The 26,119-nt window shown below is 42.6% G+C and carries 30 protein-coding genes and 1 pseudogene; 6 read left to right on the top strand and 25 right to left on the bottom strand.

Annotation, left to right across the window (positions count from 1 at the left end):
- Window positions 1–364 precede the first annotated feature (364 nt).
- Window positions 365–1,378: a LacI family DNA-binding transcriptional regulator gene (locus RE628_RS06465; RefSeq protein WP_309157978.1), complete on the top strand. Its 1,014-nt coding sequence runs from the start codon at window positions 365–367 to the stop codon at window positions 1,376–1,378.
- Here the strand turns inward: RE628_RS06465 and RE628_RS06460 are convergent.
- A pseudogene (locus RE628_RS06460) lies at window positions 1,365–1,882 on the bottom strand (mismatch-specific DNA-glycosylase). The gene RE628_RS06465 and the pseudogene RE628_RS06460 sit on opposite strands and share 14 nt — an antisense overlap.
- A complete protein-coding gene (locus tag RE628_RS06455) occupies window positions 1,879–2,637 on the bottom strand; it encodes a YwaF family protein (protein WP_309157977.1) in 759 nt (252 codons plus the stop codon). Before RE628_RS06455 ends, RE628_RS06460 begins: the two are co-directional and overlap by 4 nt.
- Window positions 2,638–2,884: 247 nt before the next feature.
- On the opposite strand from RE628_RS06455, the gene RE628_RS06450 reads away from it, so the two are divergent.
- The 5 genes from RE628_RS06450 to RE628_RS06430 all read left to right on the top strand — a co-directional run bounded on the left by RE628_RS06450 (window position 2,885) and on the right by RE628_RS06430 (window position 5,586).
- Window positions 2,885–3,976, top strand: coding sequence for a glycoside hydrolase family 9 protein (locus RE628_RS06450; RefSeq protein WP_309157976.1), 1,092 nt, complete (start codon window positions 2,885–2,887; stop codon window positions 3,974–3,976).
- Window positions 3,934–4,260: a glycoside hydrolase family 9 protein gene (locus RE628_RS06445; RefSeq protein ID WP_309157975.1), complete on the top strand. Its 327-nt coding sequence runs from the start codon at window positions 3,934–3,936 to the stop codon at window positions 4,258–4,260. Before RE628_RS06450 ends, RE628_RS06445 begins: the two co-directional genes overlap by 43 nt.
- Complete coding sequence (locus tag RE628_RS06440; RefSeq protein ID WP_309157974.1) at window positions 4,247–4,513, top strand: glycoside hydrolase family 9 protein; 267 nt, start codon at window positions 4,247–4,249, stop codon at window positions 4,511–4,513. Before RE628_RS06445 ends, RE628_RS06440 begins: the two co-directional genes overlap by 14 nt.
- 78 nt (window positions 4,514–4,591) lie before the next feature.
- Window positions 4,592–4,798, top strand: coding sequence for a hypothetical protein (locus tag RE628_RS06435; RefSeq protein WP_309157973.1), 207 nt, complete (start codon window positions 4,592–4,594; stop codon window positions 4,796–4,798).
- Between the two features lie 80 nt (window positions 4,799–4,878).
- On the top strand, window positions 4,879–5,586 hold the full coding sequence (locus RE628_RS06430) for a hypothetical protein (RefSeq protein WP_309157972.1): 708 nt from the start codon (window positions 4,879–4,881) through the stop codon (window positions 5,584–5,586).
- Between the two features lie 73 nt (window positions 5,587–5,659).
- Here the strand turns inward: RE628_RS06430 and RE628_RS06425 are convergent, their stop codons facing one another.
- The 23 genes from RE628_RS06425 to RE628_RS06315 form a co-directional block, all read right to left on the bottom strand.
- A complete protein-coding gene (locus RE628_RS06425; RefSeq protein ID WP_309157970.1) occupies window positions 5,660–6,565 on the bottom strand; it encodes an EamA family transporter in 906 nt (301 codons plus the stop codon).
- Between the two features lie 327 nt (window positions 6,566–6,892).
- Window positions 6,893–7,375 carry a hypothetical protein gene (locus RE628_RS06420; protein ID WP_309157969.1) on the bottom strand — a complete coding sequence of 161 codons (483 nt, stop codon included), beginning with the start codon at window positions 7,373–7,375 and terminating at the stop codon, window positions 6,893–6,895.
- A gap of 75 nt (window positions 7,376–7,450) precedes the next feature.
- Window positions 7,451–7,873 carry a hypothetical protein gene (locus tag RE628_RS06415; RefSeq protein ID WP_309157968.1) on the bottom strand — a complete coding sequence of 141 codons (423 nt, stop codon included), beginning with the start codon at window positions 7,871–7,873 and terminating at the stop codon, window positions 7,451–7,453.
- Window positions 7,874–7,882: 9 nt separating this feature from the next.
- Complete coding sequence (locus tag RE628_RS06410) at window positions 7,883–9,004, bottom strand: copper amine oxidase N-terminal domain-containing protein (RefSeq protein WP_309157967.1); 1,122 nt, start codon at window positions 9,002–9,004, stop codon at window positions 7,883–7,885.
- An 880-nt stretch (window positions 9,005–9,884) separates the two neighbouring features.
- Window positions 9,885–11,051 carry an S-layer homology domain-containing protein gene (locus RE628_RS06405; protein WP_309157966.1) on the bottom strand — a complete coding sequence of 389 codons (1,167 nt, stop codon included), beginning with the start codon at window positions 11,049–11,051 and terminating at the stop codon, window positions 9,885–9,887.
- 151 nt (window positions 11,052–11,202) lie between these two features.
- A complete protein-coding gene (locus RE628_RS06400; protein WP_309157965.1) occupies window positions 11,203–12,066 on the bottom strand; it encodes a hypothetical protein in 864 nt (287 codons plus the stop codon).
- Window positions 12,067–12,087: 21 nt separating this feature from the next.
- Window positions 12,088–12,411: an S-layer homology domain-containing protein gene (locus tag RE628_RS06395; protein ID WP_309157964.1), complete on the bottom strand. Its 324-nt coding sequence runs from the start codon at window positions 12,409–12,411 to the stop codon at window positions 12,088–12,090.
- Window positions 12,412–12,525: 114 nt separating this feature from the next.
- Complete coding sequence (locus tag RE628_RS06390) at window positions 12,526–12,900, bottom strand: hypothetical protein (protein ID WP_309157962.1); 375 nt, start codon at window positions 12,898–12,900, stop codon at window positions 12,526–12,528.
- A complete protein-coding gene (locus tag RE628_RS06385) occupies window positions 12,888–13,148 on the bottom strand; it encodes a hypothetical protein (RefSeq protein WP_309157960.1) in 261 nt (86 codons plus the stop codon). The genes RE628_RS06390 and RE628_RS06385 overlap by 13 nt, the downstream gene beginning before the upstream one ends.
- 20 nt (window positions 13,149–13,168) lie before the next feature.
- Window positions 13,169–13,735: an S-layer homology domain-containing protein gene (locus RE628_RS06380; protein WP_309157959.1), complete on the bottom strand. Its 567-nt coding sequence runs from the start codon at window positions 13,733–13,735 to the stop codon at window positions 13,169–13,171.
- Between the two features lie 122 nt (window positions 13,736–13,857).
- Window positions 13,858–14,232: a hypothetical protein gene (locus tag RE628_RS06375; protein ID WP_309157957.1), complete on the bottom strand. Its 375-nt coding sequence runs from the start codon at window positions 14,230–14,232 to the stop codon at window positions 13,858–13,860.
- On the bottom strand, window positions 14,220–15,068 hold the full coding sequence (locus tag RE628_RS06370; RefSeq protein WP_309157958.1) for an S-layer homology domain-containing protein: 849 nt from the start codon (window positions 15,066–15,068) through the stop codon (window positions 14,220–14,222). The genes RE628_RS06375 and RE628_RS06370 overlap by 13 nt, the downstream gene beginning before the upstream one ends.
- 122 nt (window positions 15,069–15,190) lie before the next feature.
- Complete coding sequence (locus RE628_RS06365) at window positions 15,191–15,565, bottom strand: hypothetical protein (RefSeq protein WP_309157957.1); 375 nt, start codon at window positions 15,563–15,565, stop codon at window positions 15,191–15,193.
- A 103-nt stretch (window positions 15,566–15,668) separates the two neighbouring features.
- A complete protein-coding gene (locus RE628_RS06360; RefSeq protein ID WP_309157956.1) occupies window positions 15,669–16,400 on the bottom strand; it encodes an S-layer homology domain-containing protein in 732 nt (243 codons plus the stop codon).
- Between the two features lie 122 nt (window positions 16,401–16,522).
- Window positions 16,523–17,074 carry a hypothetical protein gene (locus RE628_RS06355; protein ID WP_309157955.1) on the bottom strand — a complete coding sequence of 184 codons (552 nt, stop codon included), beginning with the start codon at window positions 17,072–17,074 and terminating at the stop codon, window positions 16,523–16,525.
- A gap of 58 nt (window positions 17,075–17,132) precedes the next feature.
- Entirely contained in the window at window positions 17,133–17,774 is a 642-nt protein-coding gene (locus tag RE628_RS06350; protein ID WP_309157954.1) for an S-layer homology domain-containing protein, read from the bottom strand.
- Window positions 17,775–18,554: 780 nt separating this feature from the next.
- Entirely contained in the window at window positions 18,555–19,055 is a 501-nt protein-coding gene (locus tag RE628_RS06345; protein WP_309157953.1) for a pentapeptide repeat-containing protein, read from the bottom strand.
- An 11-nt stretch (window positions 19,056–19,066) separates the two neighbouring features.
- Window positions 19,067–20,809, bottom strand: a complete 1,743-nt coding sequence (locus RE628_RS06340; protein ID WP_309157952.1) for an ADP-ribosyltransferase family protein — start codon at window positions 20,807–20,809, stop codon at window positions 19,067–19,069.
- Window positions 20,761–21,303, bottom strand: coding sequence for a hypothetical protein (locus tag RE628_RS06335; protein WP_309157951.1), 543 nt, complete (start codon window positions 21,301–21,303; stop codon window positions 20,761–20,763). Before RE628_RS06335 ends, RE628_RS06340 begins: the two co-directional genes overlap by 49 nt.
- Before the next feature lie 188 nt (window positions 21,304–21,491).
- A complete protein-coding gene (locus tag RE628_RS06330) occupies window positions 21,492–23,486 on the bottom strand; it encodes a hypothetical protein (protein WP_309157950.1) in 1,995 nt (664 codons plus the stop codon).
- A gap of 74 nt (window positions 23,487–23,560) precedes the next feature.
- On the bottom strand, window positions 23,561–24,256 hold the full coding sequence (locus RE628_RS06325; RefSeq protein WP_309157949.1) for a hypothetical protein: 696 nt from the start codon (window positions 24,254–24,256) through the stop codon (window positions 23,561–23,563).
- A gap of 7 nt (window positions 24,257–24,263) precedes the next feature.
- Window positions 24,264–25,163 (bottom strand): copper amine oxidase N-terminal domain-containing protein, encoded by a 900-nt coding sequence (locus tag RE628_RS06320; protein ID WP_309157948.1) that lies wholly within the window; start codon window positions 25,161–25,163, stop codon window positions 24,264–24,266.
- A gap of 90 nt (window positions 25,164–25,253) precedes the next feature.
- Window positions 25,254–26,108, bottom strand: coding sequence for a copper amine oxidase N-terminal domain-containing protein (locus RE628_RS06315; protein WP_309157947.1), 855 nt, complete (start codon window positions 26,106–26,108; stop codon window positions 25,254–25,256).
- Window positions 26,109–26,119: the final 11 nt, after the last annotated feature.

Here is a 26,119-nt window from a genome sequence, read left to right as displayed (position 1 = left end):
CCATAACTACATATCGTTTTGATAATGTCTACACCATGATGGAGACCAGTCGGAAAACGTTTTCCGAAAAGATCAAAACAAGCTATGGACTTTCTTCCACCCTATTCTTTTACCTGTTCTATTGCCAATTTCTCCTCCCTTCTGCTAGAACTTATTTATTCCGATTCCCCTGATAAAAGCGGTTACAATAAAATGGACGCGCGTTTATCGAAGTGTATGTGTATTTAGTTCTGGATTATAGCATACATGTAATAATTTGTATAGAAAACGTTTTTCGATAATAGATTGCAAATTTCGCGAGGAACAGATATCCTTGTGTTATTATTCTAGTAAATTATGACAGGAAGAATCTAGGTGGCATTTAATGGCGAAAAATATTCATGATATTGCGAGAGCAGCAGGCGTGTCAATAACGACCGTGTCCAAAGTCATCAATAACCGTCCCCATGTCAGTCCTAAGACGAGAGCACGAGTACAGCAGGTGATCCGTGATGAACAATTCATTCCCAATCATACAGCTCGTGGACTTGTACAGGGCAAATCCAAGACGATCGGGATGTTCCTAACGACTGGATTAACTCACCCCTTCTTTTCCAGAGTTATCGTAGGGCTTGAGAAGGCGCTGAAGGAGACTGGTTATGATCTACTCTATCTTGTCCAGTTCGATATGGGCTCGGAATATAGTATTGTGCAGCACTGTCTGAGCCGCAATGTGGATGGCATCTTGATCTTTGGATTTCAGAGCCATGATCTGAATTTCGAGGACATACTCCAATCCGGCATCCCTACTATGTTTATCGATATGGACTTCACCGGACCACGTGCCGGATATATTACTTCTGAGAACATTAACAGCATCAAGACGGCTGTACGCTACCTGCATCAACTGCAGCACCAACGGATTGCCTTTATCAACGGCCATCTCGATTCCTACGTCGGGAAGCAGCGGTTCGAAGGCTACCGGCTGGCCATGCAGGAGCTTGATTTGCCTTATTATCCGGAATACATATCTATCGGAGATTTTAGTAAAGAATCAGGTTATGCCGCGATGAAGGATTTTCTGAAGCTGCATCACCGTCCGACTGCCGTCGTATGCTGCTCTGATATGATCGCGCTTGGTGTCATGGAGGCCGCCGCTGAGGCGGGGCTATCCATTCCAGATGATCTGTCCGTCATCGGCTTTGATGGTATCGAGATGTCTCAGCATACCCAGCCTGCGTTGACGACGATTCAACAGGACTTTCTCACTCTGGGAGAACAAGCACTCCGTTCCCTGAATGAGATGATTCATTCGCCTAACCTGCCTCCTCCATCCATCATCGTCCCCACCAGTCTGGTCATTCGTGATTCATGCGCATCTGTGCCTATGAATCCCTAACTTCTAGTACGTGTTCGGACAACCTTTTATAAATTGATATGATCTCCCCCATCGGCATACGCACTAACCCGCTGGAGGATGGGGCTACGAACTCCCGCACATCCTGGATTACTGGCTCCTCCTGAAATCCCCATTCCACCTGGGAGCGACGGCTGAATTCAGTATAGACCCCTTTTCCGACAAAGCAAGCCACTTGTGGACGGTACAGTTCAAGCTTCTCACGTAGAATTTGCCTGCCTTGCGCATATTCCTCACGGGTTATATCCTCCGCGGCGCGCGTTGGCCTGGATACAATATTGGTGAAGCCATATCCCAGCTCCAACAGTTCATGATCCTCTGCCGCCGTATACAAACGAGGTGTAAGACCAGAACGGTACAGAATACGCCAGAAGTTATTGCGCGGATTGGCATAATGATGGCCGAGTTCCCCGATTTCGGGCTTGGGTTGAAACCTATGAACACGACAGATAGTCCGGTTCGCAAATGATCAGGTATTTCCTTCATGATGATGATCGAGCTCCTTTCCTAATGCGGTTACGCTGCGCTATTTTATCGGGAAGTAAGAAGAAGACGACATATAAAATGATGAACATCAGCAGTGCGATTCCTTCCTCCACGAGCAAATAATACGGATAGGGGCCGAGTAGATCGAGCAAAGACGCTGTATCTGGCTTATGAGCCAGGAACATATAGTTAGCCCCGATAGCATGGTCCACTCCCCAAATGGCCGCCGCCGATATATTCAGCATAAGTATTGCCCAGACGATGGACCTCCAGCCCAGCCTATAGTTTTCGATCCAGGTCATGTATAACGAAGCCAATATAATCGCCGCATGAGAGATGAAAAATTGTAAATAGCGGAAATGTGGAAATCCATACAGCAAATTAGGCGTAAGCAGCGCTTGAAGCGCACCCGCGATCCCAGCGAAGAACAGAAAAGGATAAAGCCAGCGGCTACCTGTCAGCAGCATGATGATTGAGAGCAACAGCGTAAGACTACATAGCTCAAGTGGCAGCGTGTACCGAGCATCCCAGAGGTTCTGCTCCAAATACCAGATATTTAGGCTAGCCTCGGACAGAAATAAGAGCATCGCCAAGCCGTAGCGGACGGTTCTCCTTAACCATGGATGATTGCGTATCGTAATTCTCGCATAATATAGCCCTAGAATAAGTATCAGTACGGCACCAAGCGCCAGTATATGAGGAAGCGATAGAAGGACAAATCCGGACATCGCCCCGGCGGAAAAGAATGCATCCATGTTCCCTTCACTCCTTCAAGGATCTAATAGTTCTGTTTGGGGGTCTCCCCCAATTATATGCAATAGTACCATGCTCTAACTAAATATGAACAGTACTCTTACCAAGGCGTGATTCATAATAATGAAGGTATGTGATTTAATAAGCAGTCTTGCCAATCTATCCAGAACATGTGAGGATATGAATGATGTTAACAGAAATCGGCTTCGTATATTTGAAAACGATTACATATCTGGAGGGTGAGCAAAGATGAACGGACAAGGGCAACGCAATATTACCGTGAATCAAATCGGCTATCCTATGAACTCTGGCAAAATCGCCGTTATTGCTAACGATAGCGGAGCTTTCTATCTCGTTGACGATAGGCTTGGAGAGATTGTGCTTGAAGGGAATACCACCGATCCGGTCATGGATCGTGTGGCTGGAGTGACGATATCTCAGGCCGACTTCTCCAGTTGGACTACACCCGGAACATATCATATCGAGTTGAATGACAACAAATCAGCTTCTTTCTCCATTTCAGAGCAACCCTACGAACAGGTTCACCGCGGGCTATTACGAGCGTTCTATTTGTTCCGTTGTGGAATGAAACTTGAGGAAAAGTATGCTGGGGCGTGGACGCATCAAGCCTGCCATACCCAAGAAGGAATCGTATACGACGAACCATCACGTAAACTAGACAGCTGTGGTGGCTGGCATGATGCTGGGGATTATGGCAAATATACCGGTCCTGGAGCTAAGGCCGTCGCCGATCTTCTTCTCGCCTACGAGCTTCATTCAGAAGCCTTTTACCAGGCTACTCCAATTCCAGAGACGGATGGGAAGACCCCCGATATTCTGCATGAATGCCGTTATGAGCTGGAATGGCTATTCAAAATGCAGGATGAGCGAAATGGTGGGGTGTTCCATAAGCTCACGACCAAATATTTCCCTGCACTTCACGTAATGCCGGAAAATGACCATGATGAGCTATACTTCCTTCCTGTCTCAGCAACGGCAACCGGATGCTTTGCCGGAGTCATGGCCATGGCATGCCGAATTTACATGCCCTTTGATCCTGAATTTGCCCAGCACTGCCTCCAGGCAGCAAGACGAGCATGGTCTTGGCTTGAAGAACATCCAGACGTCCGAGGCTTCAGAAACCCTATGGATGTGTACACTGGCGAATATGGGGATCATCTGGATCTGGATGAACGCTACTGGGCCGCGGCCGAGCTGTACCGTACAACTGGAGAATCCACTTACCACGAGGACTTTCTTGAACTGGCAAAGAAATCTTTTCCTAAGTATGAGCTCGGATGGGCAGATATGGGGGATATGGAACGATCGCCTATCTACTGAATGATAACTTTGAGATAGAGCCTGAGTTACACTCCTCTCTGTCAAACGGACTGATGGATGAAGCAGACCAACTACTCCGCCGCAGCGCTACGGACGGTTATTTGATCTCCCTCGCAGAGACGAACTATATTTGGGGCAGCAATATGATTCTGATGAATCAGGCCATGCTGCTATTGCTTGCCCATCACTTTAGCGGAAGAAAGAAATACGAAGTTTGTGCGCTGGAGCATATACATTATTTGTTGGGACGTAATGTGCTGGATATAAGCTATGTTACCGGCTGATGGGGATCGTTCCGTCATACATCCGCACCATCGTCCTTCTGTCGGAGATAAGATTGATGAACCAGTGCCCGGCCTTGTCGCTGGCGGTCCAAATCATGGCCTAAATGACGATTACATGATAGAGCATCTACAGGGCAAAGCACCGGCACAATGCTATATCGACCATCAGGACAGCTATGCCGGCAATGAAGTCACGATTTACTGGAACTCCCCAGCCGTATTCGTCATATCTCATTTTCATAAAATAAACTAATTGGAAATTACTGCAACTTTTAGGGCGAGCCAGCGTTATTATTACCAAAAGGCATCTCATCTAAGGAGGAATAATGTATTGCGTAAGAGGATGATGAGGATAACGCTGGCCCTAGCAACGGTATTGGCACTTGCGGCATGCAGTGATAAGCAGATAGACAAGGAACCAAATATAGATCCCCGAACAATAATAGTGCGAATGAACAGAACGGCCCATCAAATGAACAGAATAATCCCTCTACAAATCAAGAAGATCAAGCGAGAGCGGATCAAGCTGCGAAGGTAAGCGCCGAGTATAACGCATTATTACAGAACGATGGTAAGCTGTCAGAAGCGATTAGCTATCTTCAGGAGCACATCGATGAGGTGCCTAGAGAGCAGGCAACGCAAATGGTTCTCTCTCTAGAGGACGCGCAGTTACAAGTAAAACCGACCCTTCAAGAACGCTATAACGAACAAGGCATCCAGCAGGAACTGATGAATACCGATCCTTACACACACAGCTTGGACGAGATCATTTCCCAATTGTCGGATGGCAAGCTGAAGAATCTACTAGCTGATACACAAGACAACGGTTATTTTCTCTATTCCATTGAGGGGACATTCTTCCCTATCATCGATTATGAAGCCTATGCAAAATACGAAGATAAGACCACGGAAGATATCTCGGATTATATCAGGCTAATGGTCCAGGAAACTAAGGAACCATCTCTACGTGATGCTTCGATTGCCATCAGCCTTGAAGAACTACTTAATCGGGCGCTTGATACCGAGTCCTTCATGACGAATTATCCGGCTTCCCTTCGTAATAATGAAATTAAGAATTTGTTCCGGCAGTACAAGGGGGCTATTTTCTTTGGAAGTGATAATAGTCAGTTATTCGACTATACCACGCGCATCATGAACGATGATGCCCAGAAAACTTACAAATCTTATGTTAGCAAATCGGAGGCCTGCCAAAGCCAGCTTCTTACCGAGCTCAAGCAATATATGGATACCGCGGCCAAGAACGACTATAAGGATTCTGATGAATTGAAGCAGATGCGTGAGAAGTTTTTGGGGATAGAGTCTTGAGCAGTAGTAAATGAGGAAAACCCGAAAGATAGCCGCCTTTTAAAGGATGCTTTCTTTCGGGTTTGTTTTTATGCTAGGCCAGCAAACGTAGCAGCAAAATACCAATCAGTGCGGTCGACAATCCTATGATTTCCCGCCGCGCCATCGTCTCCTTCAGATAGAACCGGGCATATAGCAGCACGAACACAACGTTCATGGCGCTGATCGCTGAGACGATTCCGGTTACTCCCCCACGAAAAGCAGGAATCAGGAAGATCATGCCGGCGATATTCGATATCCCGACAAATAGACCCCAGCCGAGCGTCTTGCCGCGACTCCATTGCACGGGCGCCGAAGCTGCTTGCTCATTCGATACAGAGCCTTCTGTCTCTACGATAGCTTTCTTAGAGGTTCTGTATTGGCTTATCGTCCACTGTGTTCCAAATAGTACCGCTCCCGTCCCATACATCACGGATAACAACGGAAGCGTAGAAGCGCCGGAAAGTGTAGCCTGCTTGGAGGTTAAATCCGTCATACCGAAGAACAGCATGGTCAGAAGCCCCCATTGAATCCCTTTAAATTGTCCGAGCTTCAAATCCTGAGAGTACTTGATCAGCAATAGACCGATAATAACCACGACAAAGGAAATGATCTGCCATGGATTCAACGTCTCTCCCCACAACAGATAAGCTGCGATCACCACGACCACGGGCGGTAGTCCTGTGAACAAAGCGATCAACGATGCTTTGCCAACCGCATAACCTTTGTACATAGAAGCATTGGCGATAAAGGAGAATACCCCCATCAATAGACCGATCAACGCTCCATTATTCCACGCTTGACCCGCAAACACATTGCTTGCTAGAGCAATCATCGTTCCCGATAAATAAACGCCAAATAACAATAAATTCCGATCAAGCGGACGCTGGGACGTCCACTGATACAAGATTCCCCGCATCCCAAAGCATGTTGCCGCAGCCACAGCAAAGACAAACCACATTTCTCTCTTCCTCCTACTCCATGTTTCTCTCTATTTATGTATTTTTTCTTTGATACCGTAAGAAGCTCATAGAAAAAAGCTGACACCTCCGCGTCAACTCTGTTCCTTGACATGATTATGTATGAGAAGTCATCTTCAGATGCTGAATATTAAACTTTTAAACTTTAATTATATACTAGAAATGAGGGGAGGGGTAGAGGGGTAACAATTAATATCCACATGTGATACCCATAACTAAACTGTACATCATTGAACACTCGTCAGGATATGCATGCAAAAGGCAAGCCGGGATACGCCAGCTTGCCTTATCTTCAAGAAAGTCTTCCATTAATGTGTCACTCGGGATTGAAAATCGTCCCGGCTCGATTTGTTAGCGTGGTACAGGACCACATCCCCATCCTTCAGTTCGAATATATTGCCGTAGGCATCCTGAACCTTGGACTGGAACCCTTCCATCTCCCACTGATTCTGGCGCTTCATACCCCCGATTACCTTGTTCATCTCCGGAGCGTGAATATACTGCAAATGCGGCTCATTCAGCTTGCCATCCCGGATACTCTCAATATCAAAGTTCACCAGGATATATCCATTCTTATAGCGGTTCTGCAGGAACACCTGCGATTTATCATCCAGCTTCCCATTCTTCTGGTGATATTCCTGCAGCGACTCCCCGGCCTTCACGATATACGGGGCGGCTGTTAGACTATATTCTCCATACCACTGCTGGATCGAGGCATTCGCACGCTGTGCATCTACAACCTGCGGCATCGCTAATCCCTGATATTCCTTCTTCGGTCCAAGATTCCGCATTTTTTATTTCCTGCAAGGAGTACCAGGGACCACTTCTTTTGTTATCGTTCCCATCAATCGATATCATGACAGCACTTAAGTACAGTTTCCCCCTTGCTTGATGTCCCCCATCCCATTATCTAACAAACCTTTCGTAACTTTAGCCTCTGGAACCTCGAAGAAGGTTGTCACCGGTTTTCCGGGGATAGACGGGTTCGGATCTTGTCCTGTTTGCTTTACATCCTTTGTACCCTCGAAAGTAACAAATTTCCCACTAGCCGTAGGTTTGCAATCATCTTTGTTTTTTCCTTTCCACGTACAAACCTCATCGGTTCTAACCGTCCATCCTATCGTTTTATAACGGATGGAAGAACTAGCGGCGGTGGAGGTGATGCTGAATTTGAGGGCTCCGTTTTCTATGTTTACAATTGGCGCTGCTCTGGCCTGATATATTGATAAATTAGTAAATAACAATACAAAAACTGTGAAAACAATAAACTTCTTATAGTAACTCTTCATAATTGCCAACTACTCTTTAGTTATTTGCGATTTATTTAGAATACTTGCGTTAACACTTACCTTTAAAGTGGGGCCCCAATATCCTCCTACATTTGTTGTAATTGGGAAATCTACGTATCCGGAATACCACACGTCTTTTTTGAAATTAAACCCGTCTTGGTACGCTCCCTTGGACGTATCAAATATTAAATATTTTGATTCTTTAAAGTAATTAAATTTAAATTTTACTGTTGAACGCACATAATAACTTCCAAATCCATCCTTATAAATCATTGACGGTTCTGGAGTTAGCGTCCCTTCTATTTGTATCTTATTTTTCTTTGCCCAATCCTTATAATGATCTAAATATTTATAGGCTGCGCTTTTTTTAAGTTCAGATGCATAGATGATCATATGAGAACCCATATCTTCAATCCATTTGTCATCAATCGTTCTGTAGTCCAAATTTAACAAGAGATTCCCGTACTCCTTAATATGGGACATCCAAATGTCGATATTCTCTTGGGTGAATTCCGGTAATTGATATAACTTTGAAGACACCATAGAATCAGTTTTGTGGGAATACGGATACTTCATCTCATACATACTGTTCGGAATGTCAGCTAAAATATACGGGTAGTCCTTATAGTTTTTCGGAAGGTTGGTTGTACGGATTTTCCGTCCATATGGGTCGACCTCTCCAATCTCCTTCCCCGGCGTTTTTATAATGACTGTATTTCTCTCTTCATCCCACTCTACTTCCTCTTTCAATACTTCACTAACAATCTGCAACGGAACCATCACTGTCCCGTCCTTTTGCAGTACCTTGGCTGGCAGGTTGATTGTGTTTCCAGTAACTAAAGCCGTAGACGATCCTATCGTTAAGGTCAGATCGATTTCATCCTTTTGGATTTGCAGAGATTTAGATGCGTTATTCCAGCCTACCTTGGCTCCTAATTTATCCGTTACGAAGCGAATCGGAACCATCGTTACTCCATTTTCCTGATACGGAATCGCTCCCTTCATTCCCTTAACATATAAGTACTTTTCTCCATCCATCATTAGTTCAACCGGTTTCCCTGCCGCCAATGCCACATTTGCAATCATTAAACTTGCTATGAATAAGCTTGCTAGAACTGTCAATTTCTTCATCTTCGCGCTCCTTCCTTTTATTAGTTGAATCACTATTATCCTGCTTTCCACATAACAGTTAAATAGTACCATATCAATATTGAAAATGTTGTCGTTTATTGTCGGTATTAGATTGTTTCTGTAGCCAAGACCCTATTATTACTTGCATTGCTAGTTCAATTTGTCTATATCTGTAGATCCATCAGGTGTAATTTATGGAATCTATTGGACTTTATTGGATATCTCGTCAAAAAAACCTTGAAAGGCTTGAAGCCAATCAAGGTTGACAATTAATTGAGTTTATTCATGTTCAATAAGAATTTCAAACCACTTCTACATTATAATTCTCTTTAAAATACTCAACAGCAACCGCCTTCGCTTTGTTTTCTATCTCTTTTTTCTCTGATATGCTCATACCGCTGCCGTCAACCAATATTTGATATAAACCAATTGAGAAAAAAACAACGCCTGGTCGTTTTCGAATATTAATAAACTTGATTCAAACTAAAGTTTAAAAATGAATTCTGAGAACCTTAGAGTGAACTGCCCTGGTAGACCCTCTACTAAAGAACTTTCGGTGATCTCTCACTTGTTGAGTATACGTTAGATAAGCTCATAGACCGATAGTTAAACATGCGCAGTTCAATGGATGGGGGTCTTGATGGAACTAGACGAAACCGGGCAATTGAAGGCATACTATATCTATGGACTGGGATTAATTGGGCTCGAAGATGCTAATGGACAGTAATTGGGAATTTAAATTAGTCCTCCTAGAGTGGAAGGGCAACTTCATCGAAAACATTCCAGAATACCCATAATCTTACGAAAGTAATGTGCTATAGGAATAATTTTTATCTCCTCGGAGTATTAATCCACTTTTTCAACATGATTTATTCACCATTTAATTCTTTCTTTTGACTATAGCATATGAATCAGCGTCTGTTGTCAGTTGTTGATACACATCACCCTTCAGGAATTTTTTAACCCAGATAGTAACCCCACCATCTTTATCTTGATGATCCCGAAAGAATTGTTCTGTATTCATATTAGGTAATGTAAGATAATCGTATTTCTTCACAATATTATCATTTTGTATTCTACTCCCATGAACTACTCCTTCAGATACACCACTCATATAATGATCTATTCCGAATTGGTTGGATTTGGGGTAGATTGTTATTTGAACAAATGCTCTAAAGGTTTCTTTCTCATCAAGGCGACTATCATAATCTGTTTTATCGATAAATAGAGGAGCATAAATACTTTCGATATTTTTAAAGTCTTTAGAATCTACTACAATATAGTTTCGCAATTTCAAACTTCCAGCTTTGTTTCTAAGCGTATAACTCTTTCCTACTACATCATTTAGAGAAGTATTTCCTGTAGTAAACGGACTGATCGTTTCCATATTCGTTCGGTCAGTTCCAACTTGTCGTAACTCCTTCAACCCAAGAAAATCATCAGCCTTCTTACCGCTAATAGATTCATATCTTAGTAGAATCGTAGAAGCTTCTGCACGGGTAGCATTACTATTTAGTCCAAATGTCCCGTCCGGGTAACCTCCGAGCAGCTTCGTACCCATAGCCACCGCTACATAAGGAGCCTTTGATTCCGGAATGCCTGGAGTAAAATATTCTCTTACAGGAATAACCGTTGTCTTCGTATCCTCTAATGCCTGCTTATAATCCTCATCAACAATAGCCAGACCTGAGGTCATCCATTTGGCAATCTCAAATCGAGTCACTGGTGTATTCGGTTTAAATCCATTTGGATAATCTTTAGGATCGATAAATCCTAAGGCTACTGCACGATTAACCTCAGCTTCACTCCAATGTCCTGATAGATCAGCAAAGGCTTTCTCCGCTGTGTCCGTGGCCTCGGTCTTTGAAATCCGTGCTAATGTCGCGGCAAATTCGGCACGGGTCAGTGTCGCGTTCGGTTTAAATGTTCCATCTGCATACCCTTTGAAATCCCCCTTCTCCACCGCTGTATCGATGGAATTTTTAGCCCAATGCTCCGCTTTTACATCCTCAAATCCTTGCTGCGCAGATACCGGAGAACTTCCCATCTAACCAAACTGCTATTAATAGAATGCAACTAATTCCTGTTAACCACGATTTCTTCATTATGATTTCAACTCCAATCTTTATATAACCACCACACATCAGCGGTTAACCTCTCAAATCTATTCAACCTAGTCCGCACCTTCTTTGCATTTGTCAATTTTCAGGAGGGTAAATCGTCATTATATTTTGATTTTTATATCCTGAATTTGACGGTGTTTCGAGGGAGATACTAATTCTATTTAATTTATCGATTGTCCAGCCTTTTTTGGGTAAAATCCGGGCTGGTAAATCAAATACTTTATGATAATAGACAAATGCCTGCCCATTTAATTCTCCAGAGTAATACTTGTCTATATCTGGAGATTCAATACCCGAAATAGACAACATAACATCGCCCATATATTTACTTGTATCCTCGTTATAAATTACCTTACTTGGATAAAATAGCAAATAACTTTGTGGCCATTTCGAAATTTTTAAATCTGTTTTTTCATAATCTCCGCTAAACCATTTCAACTCCTCCATCGGCGGGAGTAGCTTCCAGTTCGGATCATTCGGATCCTCCATATCGATGGCGATCAGCGCTTCTAATTGAGCTTTGTACTTCCCGTCTTTGGAGGTAATGGTCATCATTTCTTCATTCCACAGCTCTTCCACAGTTCTTCCCTTGAGCTTGCTCTCATCGGATACGAATATCTCTGGCATGACCGTAAATATGTTCGTACCATGCCATGCAAGCTCGGCATTAGACACTGCGTATTTATCAACCGGCAAAGTCTCACCAGCATTTACCTTTAAGATCCGCTCAATAATCGTGACCGATTGTGCTCGTGTCGTTGTCTTGTCCTCCCCGAGAACTCCTTTTCCGAGCCCAGTGATCAGTCCAGACTTCGTCGCTAAATACATCCATTTGTCATTTTCGCTAGTCGCTTGTCCAATAGCCCGTACAGCAATCCGCGCCATCTCTTGTCTCGTAATATCCTTGTTCCACTGATCCTCGTTATTTGCGAAATCCACCGCTGCATACAGCGATTTGTTCTAGCCAGCCATCACATAAGGCTCATACCATTTTCCCTCTGCAGCTTCCGTTGGCAGCCCCAACGCTGTCACGACCATCTTCATAAACTCACCGCGAGTGATAGCCTGCTCTGGCTTGAACTTTCCTCCCGGATACCCACTAACATAGCCTTTGCTAACTGCGGTCTGTATCGCCGTCTTCGCCCAGTGACCTGCTCCTACATCGCTGAACTGAACGCTTCCGCTCGAAGGCAAGGTTTGTCCAGCCTCTACGGTAACCTCATTCGTTTCCACGGATTCTGGATCTGCCGCTGACGCTACCACTGTGCCTAGCAATAACGACAATAATGCTGCTCCCCCTACACCTCTTGATACCCATTTGTTCACTTTGAAATATACCTACCTTCCTTTTAAAATATGTAAATCTATTCACCCTAGTCCGCACCTTCTTTGCATGAATCAATTTTTAGGAGGGTAAATTTTCAGAATATTTTGGTTCATATAATTAGAAGTAGATGGTGTCTGAAGGGAAATTTCAAGCCCATTACTACCAAGTACCCAGCCTTTTTTAGGAATAATTGTTACTGTCAGATCTATAGGCTTATGATGATAAACATCTGATGCCGAATCCAATACAATTGGATCAAACTTCCTCTTACTAGATTTAGGAGACTCGAAACCTGATGTACCAAAATTCAGGCTGTCATTATATCTTTTTTTATCATTGTTAAAGATCACTCTACCCTTCCTTACTAGTAAATAACTTTCCGGCCAATCCGTTATTTTTAAATCTGTATGTTCATAAAAGCCATCAAACCATTTCAACTCCTCCACCGGCGGAGTAGCTTCCAGTTCGGATCGTTCGGATCCTCCATATCGATGGCGATCAGCGCTTCTAATTGAGCTTTGTACTTCCCGTCCTTAGAGGTAATGGTCATCATTTCTTCATTCCAAAGTTCTTCCACAGTTCTTCCCTTGAGCTTGCTCTCATCGGATACGAAAACCTCCGGCATGATCGTAAATATATTCGTCCCATGCCATGCAAGCTCGGCATTAGACACTGCGTATTTATCAACCGGCAAAGTCTCACCAGCATTTACCTTTAAGATCCGCTCAATAATCGTGACCGATTGTGCTCGTGTTGTTGTCTTGTCCTTCCCGAGGACTCCTTTCCAAGCCCGGTTATTAATCCAGACTTCGTCGCTAAATACATCCATTTGTCATTTTCGCTAGTCGATTGTCCGATGGCCCGCACAGCAATCCGCGCCATTTCCTGACGCGTAATATCCTTGTTCCACTGCTCCTCGTTATTTGCAAAATCCACCGCTACATACAGCGATTGGTTTTGCGCAGCCTTCACATAAGGCTCATACCATGTCCCCTCTTCAGCTTCAGTTGGTAGCTCAAGTGCTGTTACAACCATCTTCATAAACTCACCGCGAGTGATCGCCTGCTCCGGTTTAAACTTTCCTCCCGGATACCCACTAACATAACCTTTGCTAACTGCGGTCTGTATCGCCGTCTTCGCCCAGTGACCTGCTCCTACATCGCTGAACTGAACGCTTCCGCTCGAAGGCAAGGTTTGTCCAGCCTCTACGGTAACCTCATTCGTTTCCACGGATTCTGGATCTGCCGCTGACGCTACCACTGTGCCTAGCAATAACGACAATAATGCTGCTCCCCCTACACCTCTTGATACCCATTTGTTCACTTTGAAATATACCTACCTTCCTTTTAAAATATGTAAATCTATAAATCTATTCACCCTATTCTGCACCTTCTTTGCATGAATCAATTCTCAGGAGGAGAAATCTCCAAAATATATTGGCTCATATAATTAGAATTTGATGGCGTCTGAAGAGAAATGCTGATTCCATGTCTATTGATCACCCAGCCTTTTTTAGGAACAATCAAAACTGGTATATCATAAAGCTCATGATGATAAACCATAGCAGAATAATCTAACACAATTGGATCAAACCTCCCCTTACTTAGTCTAGGAGAATCAAAACCAGATACAGCAAAATTAACTTCACTATTATATTTTGTTTTATCATTGTTAAAAATCACTTTGCTTTTCGTAACTAATAAGTAGCTCTGCGGCCAATCAGTTACTTTTAAATCTGTATGTTCATAAAAGCCATCAAACCATTTCAACTCCTCCACCGGCGGAGTAGCTTCCAGTTCGGATCGTTCGGATCCTCCATATCGATGGCGATCAGCGCTTCTAATTGAGCTTTGTACTTCCCGTCCTTAGAGGTAATGGTCATCATTTCTTCATTCCAAAGTTCTTCCACAGTTCTTCCCTTGAGCTTGCTCTCATCGGATACGAAAACCTCCGGCATGATCGTAAATATATTCGTCCCATGCCATGCAAGCTCGGCATTAGACACTGCGTATTTATCAACCGGCAAAGTCTCACCAGCATTTACCTTTAAGATCCGCTCAATAATCGTGACCGATTGTGCTCGTGTTGTTGTCTTGTCCTTCCCGAGGACTCCTTTTCCAAGCCCGGTTATTAATCCAGACTTCGTCGCTAAATACATCCATTTGTCATTTTCGCTAGTCGATTGTCCGATGGCCCGCACAGCAATCCGCGCCATTTCCTGACGCGTAATATCCTTGTTCCACTGCTCCTCGTTATTTGCAAAATCCACCGCTACATACAGCGATTGGTTTTGCGCAGCCTTCACATAAGGCTCATACCATGTCCCCTCTTCAGCTTCAGTTGGTAGCTCAAGTGCTGTTACAACCATCTTCATAAACTCACCGCGAGTGATCGCCTGCTCCGGTTTAAACTTTCCTCCCGGATACCCACTAACATAACCTTTGCTAACTGCGGTCTGTATCGCCGTCTTCGCCCAGTGACCTGCTCCTACATCGCTGAACTGAACGCTTCCGCTCGAAGGCAAGGTTTGTCCAGCCTCTACGGTAACCTCATTCGTTTCCACGGATTCTGGATCTGCCGCTGACGCTACCACTGTGCCTAGCAATAACGACAATAATGCTGCTCCCCCTACACCTCTTGATACCCATTTGTTCACTTTGAAATATACCTACCTTCCTTTTAAAATATGTAAATCTATAAATCTATTCACCCTATTCTGCACCTTCTTTGCATGAATCAATTCTCAGGAGGAGAAATCTCCAAAATATATTGGCTCATATAATTAGAATTTGATGGCGTCTGAAGAGAAATGCTGATTCCATGTCTATTGATCACCCAGCCTTTTTTAGGAACAATCAAAACTGGTATATCATAAAGCTCATGATGATAAACCATAGCAGAATAATCTAACACAATTGGATCAAACCTCCCCTTACTTAGTCTAGGAGAATCAAAACCAGATACAGCAAAATTAACTTCACTATTATATTTTGTTTTATCATTGTTAAAAATCACTTTGCTTTTCGTAACTAATAAGTAGCTCTGCGGCCAATCAGTTACTTTTAAATCTGTATGTTCATAAAAGCCATCAAACCATTTCAACTCCTCCACCGGCGGAGTAGCTTCCAGTTCGGATCGTTCGGATCCTCCATATCGATGGCGATCAGCGCTTCTAATTGAGCTTTGTACTTCCCGTCCTTAGAGGTAATGGTCATCATTTCTTCATTCCAAAGTTCTTCCACAGTTCTTCCCTTGAGCTTGCTCTCATCGGATACGAAAACCTCCGGCATGATCGTAAATATATTCGTCCATGCCATGCAAGCTCGGCATTAGACACTGCGTATTTATCAACCGGCAAAGTCTCACCAGCATTTACCTTTAAGATCCGCTCAATAATCGTGACCGATTGTGCTCGTGTCGTTGTCTTGTCCTCCCCGAGAACTCCTTTTCCGAGCCCAGTGATCAGTCCGGACTTCGTCGCCAAATACATCCACTTATCATCTTCGCTGGTCGCTTGTCCAATGGCCCGTACAGCAATTCGCGCCATCTCTTGTCGCGTAATATCCTTGTTCCACTGCTCCTCGTTATTTGCGAAATCCACCGCTGCATACAGCGATTTGTTTTGCGCAGCCTTCACATAAGGCTCATACCATGTCCCCTCTACAGCTTCGGTTGGCAGACCAAGCGCCGTCACGACCATTTTCATAAACTCACCGCGAGTGATCGCCTGCTCCGGTTTAAACTTTCCTCCCGGATACCCACTAACATAGCCTTTGCTAACTGCGGTCTGTATCGCCGTCTTCGCCCAGTGACCTGCTCCTACATCGCTGAACTGAACGCTTCCGCTCGAAGGCAAGGTTTGTCCAGCCTCTACGGTAACCTCATTCGTTTCCACGGATTCTGGATCTGCCGCTGACGCTACCACTGTACCCAACAATAACGACAATAATGCTGCTCCGCCTATACCTCTTGATACCCATTTGTTCACTATGAAATATACCTACCTTCCTTTTAAAATATGTAAATCTATAAATCTATTCACCCTATTCTGCACCTTCTTTGCATGAATCAATTTTTAGGAGGGTAAATTTTCAGAATATTTTGGTTCTTATATCCTGAGTTTGACGGTGTCTGAAGGGAAATTTCAAGCCCGTGTAATTCATCGGGTGTCCAGCCTTTCTTTGGGAGAATTCTAATTGACGAGTCAAACGGCTTATTCTGATAGACATCCGCTACTTTATTTAATACTCCAAAATCATAAAACTTGTTTCTATCCAATGATACAAAGCCAGTCATAGTAAAACTAACATCCCCAACATATTTTCTTGTATCCTCGTTATAAATCACTTTACTTTTATAAATTAGTAGATAACTTTGTGGCCAGTCCATTACTTTTAAATTCATTTCATAATCACCATTAAACCATTTCAACTTCTCCACCGATGGGAACATCTTCCAGTTAGGATCGTTCGTATCCTCCATATCGATGGCAATGAGCGCTTCTAATTGAGCTTTATACTTCCCGTCCTTGGAGGTAATAGTCATCATTTCTTCATTCCAAAGTTCTTCCACAGTTCTTCCCTTGAGCTCGCTCTCATCGGATACGAAAACCTCCGGCATGACCGTAAATATATTCGTCCCATGCCATGCAAGCTCGGCATTAGACACTGCGTATTTATCAACCTGGCAAAGTCTCACCAGCATTTACCTTTAAGATCCGCTCAATAATCGTGACCGATTGTGCTCGTGTCGTTGTCTTGTCCTCCCCGAGAACTCCTTTTCCGAGCCCAGTGATCAGTCCAGACTTCGTCGCTAAATACATCCATTTGTCATTTTCGCTAGTCGCTTGTCCAATAGCGCGCACAGCAATCCGCGCCATCTCTTGACGCGTAATATCCTTGTTCCACTGCTCCTCATTATTTGCGAAATCCACCGCTGCATACAGCGATTGGTTCTGCGCAGCCTTCACATAAGGCTCATACCATGTTCCCTCTGCAGCTTCAGTTGGCAACCCAAGTGCTGTCACGACCATCTTCATAAACTCACCGCGAGTAATCGCCTGCTCCGGTTTAAACTTTCCTCCCGGATACCCACTAACATAGCCTTTGCTAACTGCCGTCTGTATCGCTGCCTTCGCCCAGTGGCTGGCTCCTACATCGCTGAACTGAACGCTTCCGCTCGAAGGCAAGTTTTGTTCAGCCTCTACGGTAACCTCATTCGTCTCTGCGGATTCTGGATCTGCCGCTGACGCTATCACTGTACCCAGCAATAACGACAATAATGCTGCTCCGCCTATACCTCTTGCTATCCATTTGTTCATCCTAAAACCCTCACCTTCTGATATTCTCTTTTCGTTAATCCAGGGACACTCGCTTATCTTAAGCTCATAGTGCCGATGAACCACATTGAATAAACGCTATCAATCCCAATTACCCACTTAGGATGTAAAGACTAGGAAAATTATAGCATGCTCGAATTGAAAATATTGTCGTTTTATGTTGAAATAACTTTTTTCTTGTTTGATTCTGCAAATACTCCACACAATAAAACTACTAAAATCATTAGTCCGGACTGACTATATCTATGGAACGACTCTACATATAACTAGCCATCACCTCGCTATAACTACAAAAAGCAAGCCGGTATCCCCCAGTTTGCCTTACATCTAAGAAAGTCACCCATTAATGCGTCACCCGAGATTAAAAATCCTCCTTCTTACTTCCTCCACTATCGTTCCATATTCTGCTTGTGCCTGAGCAATTAAACCCATGTTTCCTCTACTATCTGTTTACGTTTTGCTATTCGTTTTGTCTTCCTTTGATTTTGGGCATGCAAAAAAGCTCATTCCTACTCATGGTTCAAGTGGGAAAGAGCTTTTGAAAGTTTATTAAGTGTTTGAATTGTTTAGTGTTTAGTTTGTTGGTTGTATTGTACGAACTACCCTCTACTGTAGCAAAGGGGCTACTTATCTAACATTTCTTTCTTAAATTCTACTCATTACTCAAACTGTTATCTTGTAACCATTTTCTAGCTTCTTCACCTACTAGAATATTTGGTTGTTCTGGCGTCCCAATATTTATACTTTTTATAAAAGCCTCTTCTAGCCCCGAACCCCAGTTAATTTAGCTCCTTCTAACAATACTCTTTCAAACGTAGCTAACCGTACATCAACATTAAATAATATTGCATTGCGAAAATCGGTCTCATCAAAAAGACCAGCTACTAAATTAGCATCTGATAAATCAGCTTTAATAAACACCGTCTCAATACATTCACTATCAGCAAGTCTAGCAGCTTTAACATTGGCATTTGTGAAGTCCACATACGAGACATTAGATTTACAAAAGTCTGCCCCTTCTAAATTTGTAGATATAAAAGATGATGAACTTAGTAAGGATGAAGAGAAATCTTTGTGATTTAAGTTCATTCCATCAAAGATACAAGCTGTAATATATGCTTGATCTAATGGATATTGTGACAAATCTACATTTCGCAAATCAATTTCATCTATACCTAGTTTTTCGCCTTGTTCTCCAATAGTTTCAATCCAAAGACGGTGTGATTCTAATCGAATCATAATTTCTTTGATATCAGTTGTCATACCTAACCCTCCTATGGATACCAAATAATCCTATCTGATATTCCAGCTTTCTCTATTGCCTCTTTTAACTGTTCAACATGTTCAGGAATCATGTCTCTTTTATCCACAATTACATTGTAATTTTTATCCAGTTCTTTATTAATTGCTTTCATCCCATTATTTACTGTGAATGCACCTTTTTTGGGTGAAGTATGACCATTTGGATAAGATACGAAACTTTTAACGTCCCATTTAACGTTATTTGCTGTATCAATAAATTCTGCTCCTCCGTTTCCTTGTGGGTCACGTACTATATTCCCTAGTTTTCCTTGTCGTTCCAAATCCAGTCCTATCTCTCTTTCTTTCAAACCTTGCTCCCTAATTTTACCACCATGTGAAGGGTCGCCTGCTAAATCGTTCAGTTCCTTTTGAGTTCTTCCTCCAGTGTAACCAGTCTGAGCTTTTGGCGCCCCCTCAATACCATCCTCAACCTTCTTTCTATCTAACTCATATTGCTTCCTCTGAATATTTGGATTCTCCGGAGTCTCGATACGATAATTATTCGGAAGCTGAATTTTCATTCCACCCTCAGTAACTACCACTGCTCCGCCATTCAGTTTAGGCAGAAGCTCAGAGAGCTGCTTGCTCAGTTTGCCAGATATCTTAACTCCTGACTTGACTGCTCCTTCTACCAGCGTCAGAGCCAAAAAGGCCTTGACCAAGGCGCGTCCATATCGATTGCTCTCTTCATAGCTGGCTTTTCCACTCAATACCTTTCCCTGTAAATCCCAGATATCCTGGAACGGCACTACGAACTCTTCTGCCGCCCCTTCTTTCAATACTTCCTTGATATCTTCCAGGGAAATATCTCCACTTGTGATTGCCTTGGCTAAATCATAATATCCCGGCACCGTCTCTGTCCAGAACTTCGGATTCGTCGGATTTACGGAGAAAACCTGTTTCAAAAGCCCGCTTCCTTCATCCCATATCTGACTAACGATTCCATCCCCGACCCCTACCAATGTCATCGCTACACCGAATCCACCAGCTTTCACATTGGGGTCATTCCAATATCCTAGCCCTCTCTCCGCATTTGCTAGCTCCAGCAGTTCTTTCGTGATCAATCCATCTACTTCAAATTCCTTGCCATCATGATACTTGCTTAGTTCACGCCATACCGCAAACATTGTACTGTAATTATTGGCAATATACTGATATCCTGCTACAGCAATTAGCAGCTCTTGATCATACTTCCCAGTGATCTCTCCGTGATACAGATTCATATCCTTAAGAAGCTGTTGCATTTTCCGAATATCTTCCTCGGCGACGAATTGATTGTATTCGTTGATCTGCTGCTCCAACTGTAAGCGACGAAGCACCTTCGTCTCCAGTTCATCATATCTCTGACGAAGCTCTTCCAGCTTCTTTTCTCCCCACAATCCTTCCTCCAGCAGAGCCCTAATCTCTTCATCATCCAGCAAGATTGATTGATCATTTTTTAACGGATTGTACCTACAGGCCTCCAAAAATCCACCTTGATAAAAATTACTCAGATCAATGCCTTCTTTATACCATTCGTCCGAGACGCCCATTTCTTCGAGCTTCTTCCGCTGTGTTTCAGCATATTGATGAGCCGACTCCATGTATTCACGCTGGCCATAAGCCTGATAGACGACATAGGCCTTCTGACTACGCGCAATTTCCGTAAACGCCTCGGCGATTTTAGTTAGTTCTGCTTGAGCCAGTTTCTGAGCGAAGGCATTTTGGTTCTGCATCGTTTGCAGAAGAGTAGCAATCCGCGGATCTTCTTGAAAGGGAGATAAACGATCGATAATTCCTTGGCGCTGAAAGGCTTGAAGTTGTTCGAAAATATTGGGGAACATGGGCGGCTTTGAAGTAGTGGACTTCGAGGTCCATACACGCTATTTTCTGTGATATCTGACCACTGTGCGGCAAGAAACGGTGATTTATGATCGAACAGGAACGAAGAAGGCTGGGCTTGAGCCAATTTTTCCACTTGCTTGTCTGTCTGCGCATATTGGCTCACGGCATATTTCAAGCCGCTTACCTTGTCACGCATTTGTTCATCCAATCGTCGAGCCAGGACTACAATCTCTCGAAGCAGGCTTGCCGCTTCTTGAGTAGCCGTGCGCACATAATACTCCGAGTAGTTCGCTTCTGTATTTTGAAGCAGACGATTCACATCCTTGGACATACCGGTGATTTCCTGCTCCATCGTCTGTCGCAAATGCTCCACTACTCTAGCCAAATTGTCGAGTCGGTTTAAGTCTGTCTTTTGAATTGGAGACGCCTCCTTTACGGCCTACAATAATTAACTCCTCTGCTAACCAATACTTTTAGAGCGTCGTCCACCAAACCATCACTCTCACCTTTCCCGTATCAAGTTCTAAAAAGAAACATGGCGACAAAAATTTAAATTTTGTCGCCATGTCTAGTCTAATTATTCAAATCGTCAAACATTGAACCTACTACAGTTACATTAATCGAATCCATGTCTGCAATGCCTTTTAGGAGATCTAGATTGCTGTACATATGCTTCATTCCAGTTAACTTCGTGTCATCAAACCAAACCTTGATACTATAATTTCCATTTGGCATATTGGCATGAGTATACAACGGGATATTGAAAGGATTCACATTAATTGTTACCTCTGTTGTTTCCGTAATTTTGTAAATATGCTGTCCTACTTTTACATATTCACGGTAATTATATTTTGTATTACTGCTCCCCGTGCCAGAATCGCTATAACCTTCCATCATCATTTTCCAGAATTTATCGGAGTCCCCACCTCTTTTATCTGTGGACTTAACTTCTTCTACTTTTTGTGTATATTTGGATGGATCTTTAGTTCCATCAACCACTTGAAGGAGTTCTACTTCATTAACACCCTTATTATCTTGTACCGATAAGACTCCTTTTTGCCTAACAAAACCTCCTCCTTTAGGAGTCAGCTGTTCATTATGAATATTCACCGCATCTTTGTTGTTGTTGATAAACATCAAATCAGTTTCATATCGGAAGGAGTCAATTAAAGCATTTACTAAATCCCGGTGATCGTCTGTTACCTTTCCTCCAGGGTCCTTATCTTTAAAAACTACTGTCTTTACAGTAAATGTATAGCTCCCAGCAGGATTGAAATAGTAACCTGATTTAATAGGATAATCATACTTCTGAAGATCCCTATCTGTAGCAAATACCGCTTTATCATATTGAGGCTTAACATTCTTCTTCTTAGCTGCTGCATCTCTTGCCTGACCGTATTCGTTATCCATTGAACTAGCAACGTTATAATTAATTTTCGCACTTTCCTGTTGAATAAATTCTCTTGGGTACTGACCTGGAACCTGTGCCCAATTTCCTTTATTCCCTTGTTCGTCCTGATGATGCATCCAACGGATAACTTCAAAAGGGATCGGTTTATTCACCCAATACATCGTCTTCGAACGAGAATTTCCCGAATTATTTTCGATCATTTTCTTAAAATCTTGCTTAGGAAGCTCCTTCATCCCATTGTAAACGTACATATCATAAGGATTAAATACAGAATCAGAGTTAAATTTGGCTGTAGCCGTTCCACTTAAGGTTTCAGAATGTGTTGTACAGACCTCTTTCCCCTCAACAATAGGACACTCCTGCCAATAACGCTTATACTCATAAGGTCGACTTACCGATCCCATATAGAAGATTTCCCCTGTTCTCGATAAAGGTTCATCAGGATTTTTTAGATTTAGCCAATTCTTATTCAGTGGATCATCTCCAAAGTCTTCTCTTTTAATCGTATATGTGACTATTGGAGAACGGGTAATCGATTCACTTTCTTCATTAACCTTCGGATTATTAAGGACCTCAAAATCCCTTAATAAATCTTCAGTCCTGTTATAAACCTCTAAAGAGCCAGTTGCGGGTCCAGTCCATTTAGCATCTGGCAAACCAGGCAAGCTCAAAGTTGCAGTATTACTTGGCAATTTAACTCTAACCTTCTTCGATAACATATCATAAGGTAAAGATTGAGGAGTTACCAATTTGACAGCCAGCGGATCAGAATCAAGTACATTATTATAGAGCTGTTTCTCCTCCGGATATTTTCCATCTGCATTGATCTTGAACTTGATTCGGACATCACTTTCCGGCATTGTGAAGGAAACTGCTAATCGTCGCTTACTCGTCTTCTCCACACTTAACGATCCCGTTGCCGAAGTAATAGCACCACCAAACTGCAGATTATCCTTCTCCTTCGTCAGAGCTCTCCCCTCATTCTTGTTGATCACTTCCAAAGAATAACTAGGGGTTACCTTCGAGGGAAACGTAGATCTAACAATAATTGAAACGGTAACTTCATCTCCTACAACTGCTCCCGACGGAAGATCCTCGAACTCAGCTGATATATCACTCCCTGGAGAATTTATAAAGGGAGCGATTGGAATATCCAAGTAAGTCGAGCTCATATACACTCTGCCAAACCCTTGAGACAAATACGTCGGTGGCTGAATAACATGGACATAGTTTATCCATCCACCTGGGGGGCCTTACCTTCCTCATACACCTTCCAATTTGCATACTCACTATTCTTATTTTCGTACATAAATTTAGAGTAAGTAATTTTAGCATACTCAGCATTGAGAGCTGTAATAATTTGTTCTTCAAAGTTTCTACACGGAATATATTCCCATAATTTATCTGGAAGTTGTTGATCATTGAAGTTTTTAGGGAATAGGTCGAAATCTCCCTCTACCACTTTTCCCTTTGCCCAAGGGTTATTTATCATTGGGAGATCATTTATCTTACGTCCACTCCAACCTGCATCCCATGGAAACCCTCTCGTTGAAACATCATCGCCGTCTCTGTTATAACCAGAATATCTGTGCATTTGCTTGCCGTTATAGGTAATCAATGTTCCGTGACTTGTCCCATATACTATATCGAAACCTTTAAATTCTTCAGGTTTCTGAATTGCTTCATTGATTTGCTCTTGAATAAGTTCAACATTGAGTGATCCCTTTTTCGTTGAAGTAGGATAATAGTTATCCAGACCGTATAAATTTTTCATATCTTCATTGGCTTTTTTAAATACTTCCTTCGGTGTAAGGTCCTTAAAATCTATTTTATCCAATTCTTTATTACTTTCAGAATACGTTCTATTTTCAGGGATAAATGTACAAAATAAAATTACTGTTAGAAAAACCGCAATAATCCTTTTCATAATATCCCTACTTGTACCAAATTTCTATAACGATATTATTCCAGTATTTTGATTCAACAACAATTTTATAAGTATCATCTTTAAATAACTTTTCCGGAAGTTCATCTTCCCGATTTTTCTTTTGCCTTACATATTTCATAACTGCATCTGCAGTTTTACTATCCACCTTTTGTCTTAAAATCCCCTCAGCATCATTAGCTTTTTCCTCAAGATTGTCTCCTTCGACCCTACCAACAGTAAGTAATAAATTCATTATTGTTTGAGTATTCCCATATTCCTTCTTGTACCTGCTATCACTTACAATTAGCCCTGATTCATATTCTTCATAATAACTATACCCTTCACTTGTCTTTTTTTCTGTCTTCCCTTCGATAGACCTCGCTGCTCTGAAGGCCTCGTAATCAAATGAATTCGAAGCTGGGTTAGTTGGGTCATTATCATCCCCGCTAGAAGCCGCCGTTGCTCCATCTCCCGTTGTAATCTCAACGGTATAATTAGCTGAATCCCACTTCACCTTTGCTCCCAAGGCTTCACTTACGAATCGCAACGGAACGAAGGTTCTATTCGATTTTGTTAGAGCAGCTGTGTCCATTAGTTTAGTAGACTCGTTGACTTTATATGCTTTCTTATTGATCGTAAGGATCACTTTCGTTCCGCTATGTTCAATCGTAACTTCCTGTGTCTTGTTCTTCCAACCTACCTTGGCTCCCAGCGCTTCACTTACAAAACGAACCGGAACCTGTACCCGATTATTCTTATCTACATAAGGCTGTGCATCAGGGAAAAGAATTCTCTCCCCATTCAGTTCTACTCTTAACGATAGCTTTGCCGCAGACGACATACCCGGCACCATAACAAAGACTAGGATTATAGACATTAGGAATAAACCCATTTTCTTCAATTTCATTACTTTTCCCCTCTCCCTTTAACAATCTATTAAATACCCTTCATTTATGTAATCCCTGATGTCTATTGAATATATCCTTCATAGCAGGCCCTACTTGTACCAAACATCTATATTGATATCAAGCCATTCCTTTGATTGCACAACTATTCTATATGTACCATCTTTAAATTCTTTTCTTGGAAGTACATCTTCCTCATTTTTCTTCTGCCTTACATATTTCATAACTTCATCTACCGTTTTACCATCTACCTTTTGACGTAACAGTTCATCAAGATCTTTAGCCTGTGCATCAAGGTCATCCCCTCCGACAAAGCCTACAGTCATGAGTATATTTAAGATTGTTCTAGTATTTCCGTACTCTTTTTTATAATGGGTTGTACCCGGTACTAATCCTGATTTATAAATACTATAATAACTAAACCCTTCCGTTGTTTTTTTGTCAGTCTTCCCTTCTACAGATCTGGAGGCTTCCCATGTTTCCTGATCAACAGGCTTTAAAGCTGGATTTTCGTAGGTCTCCCCCGCAGAAGCTGTCGCGCCATCTCCCGTTGTAATCTCAACAGTATAATTGGCTGAATCCCACTTCACCTTTGCTCCCAAAGCTTCACTTACAAAGCGCAATGGAACGAAGGTTCTGTTCGATTTTGTTAGAGCAGCTGTGTCCATTATTTTAGTAGACTCGTTGACTTTATATGCTTTCTTATTGATCGTAAGGATCACTTTCGTTCCGCCATGTTCAATCGTGACTTCCTGTGTCTTACTCGCCCAACCTACCTTGGCCCCCAGCGCTTCACTTACAAACCGAACCGGAACTTGTACCCGATTATTCTTATCTACATAAGGCTGTGCATCCGGGAAAATAATTCGCTCCCCATTCAGTTCTACCCTTAACGATAGCTTTGCTGCAGACGACAGACCCGGTAGCATTACAAAGACTAGGATCATAGACATCAGAA

The sequence above is a fragment of the Paenibacillus sp. D2_2 genome (assembly GCF_031199965.1).
GTDB lineage: Bacteria > Bacillota > Bacilli > Paenibacillales > Paenibacillaceae > Fontibacillus.
Note: the sequence above shows the minus strand (reverse complement) of the source record. Positions and strands in the feature narration are given on the sequence as shown.

Excerpts from the sequence above, each read along its gene's own strand:
- RE628_RS06350 (WP_309157954.1), bottom strand. The coding sequence starts at position 17,774 with ATGAACAAATGGATAGCAAGAGGTATAGGCGGAGCAGCATTATTGTCG.
- RE628_RS06455 (WP_309157977.1), bottom strand. The coding sequence starts at position 2,637 with ATGGATGCATTCTTTTCCGCCGGGGCGATGTCCGGATTTGTCCTTCTA.
- RE628_RS06440 (WP_309157974.1), top strand. The coding sequence starts at position 4,247 with ATGTTACCGGCTGATGGGGATCGTTCCGTCATACATCCGCACCATCGT.
- RE628_RS06450 (WP_309157976.1), top strand. The coding sequence starts at position 2,885 with ATGAACGGACAAGGGCAACGCAATATTACCGTGAATCAAATCGGCTAT.
- RE628_RS06345 (WP_309157953.1), bottom strand. The coding sequence starts at position 19,055 with ATGACAACTGATATCAAAGAAATTATGATTCGATTAGAATCACACCGT.
- RE628_RS06315 (WP_309157947.1), bottom strand. The coding sequence starts at position 26,108 with ATGATCCTAGTCTTTGTAATGCTACCGGGTCTGTCGTCTGCAGCAAAG.
- RE628_RS06320 (WP_309157948.1), bottom strand. The coding sequence starts at position 25,163 with ATGAAATTGAAGAAAATGGGTTTATTCCTAATGTCTATAATCCTAGTC.
- RE628_RS06445 (WP_309157975.1), top strand. The coding sequence starts at position 3,934 with ATGGGCAGATATGGGGGATATGGAACGATCGCCTATCTACTGAATGAT.
- RE628_RS06410 (WP_309157967.1), bottom strand. The coding sequence starts at position 9,004 with ATGAAGAAATTGACAGTTCTAGCAAGCTTATTCATAGCAAGTTTAATG.
- RE628_RS06420 (WP_309157969.1), bottom strand. The coding sequence starts at position 7,375 with ATGCGGAATCTTGGACCGAAGAAGGAATATCAGGGATTAGCGATGCCG.
- RE628_RS06465 (WP_309157978.1), top strand. The coding sequence starts at position 365 with ATGGCGAAAAATATTCATGATATTGCGAGAGCAGCAGGCGTGTCAATA.
- RE628_RS06405 (WP_309157966.1), bottom strand. The coding sequence starts at position 11,051 with ATGGGAAGTTCTCCGGTATCTGCGCAGCAAGGATTTGAGGATGTAAAA.
- RE628_RS06355 (WP_309157955.1), bottom strand. The coding sequence starts at position 17,074 with ATGCCGGAGGTTTTCGTATCCGATGAGAGCGAGCTCAAGGGAAGAACT.
- RE628_RS06425 (WP_309157970.1), bottom strand. The coding sequence starts at position 6,565 with ATGTGGTTTGTCTTTGCTGTGGCTGCGGCAACATGCTTTGGGATGCGG.
- RE628_RS06340 (WP_309157952.1), bottom strand. The coding sequence starts at position 20,809 with ATGCAGAACCAAAATGCCTTCGCTCAGAAACTGGCTCAAGCAGAACTA.
- RE628_RS06415 (WP_309157968.1), bottom strand. The coding sequence starts at position 7,873 with ATGAAGAGTTACTATAAGAAGTTTATTGTTTTCACAGTTTTTGTATTG.
- RE628_RS06325 (WP_309157949.1), bottom strand. The coding sequence starts at position 24,256 with ATGAAAAGGATTATTGCGGTTTTTCTAACAGTAATTTTATTTTGTACA.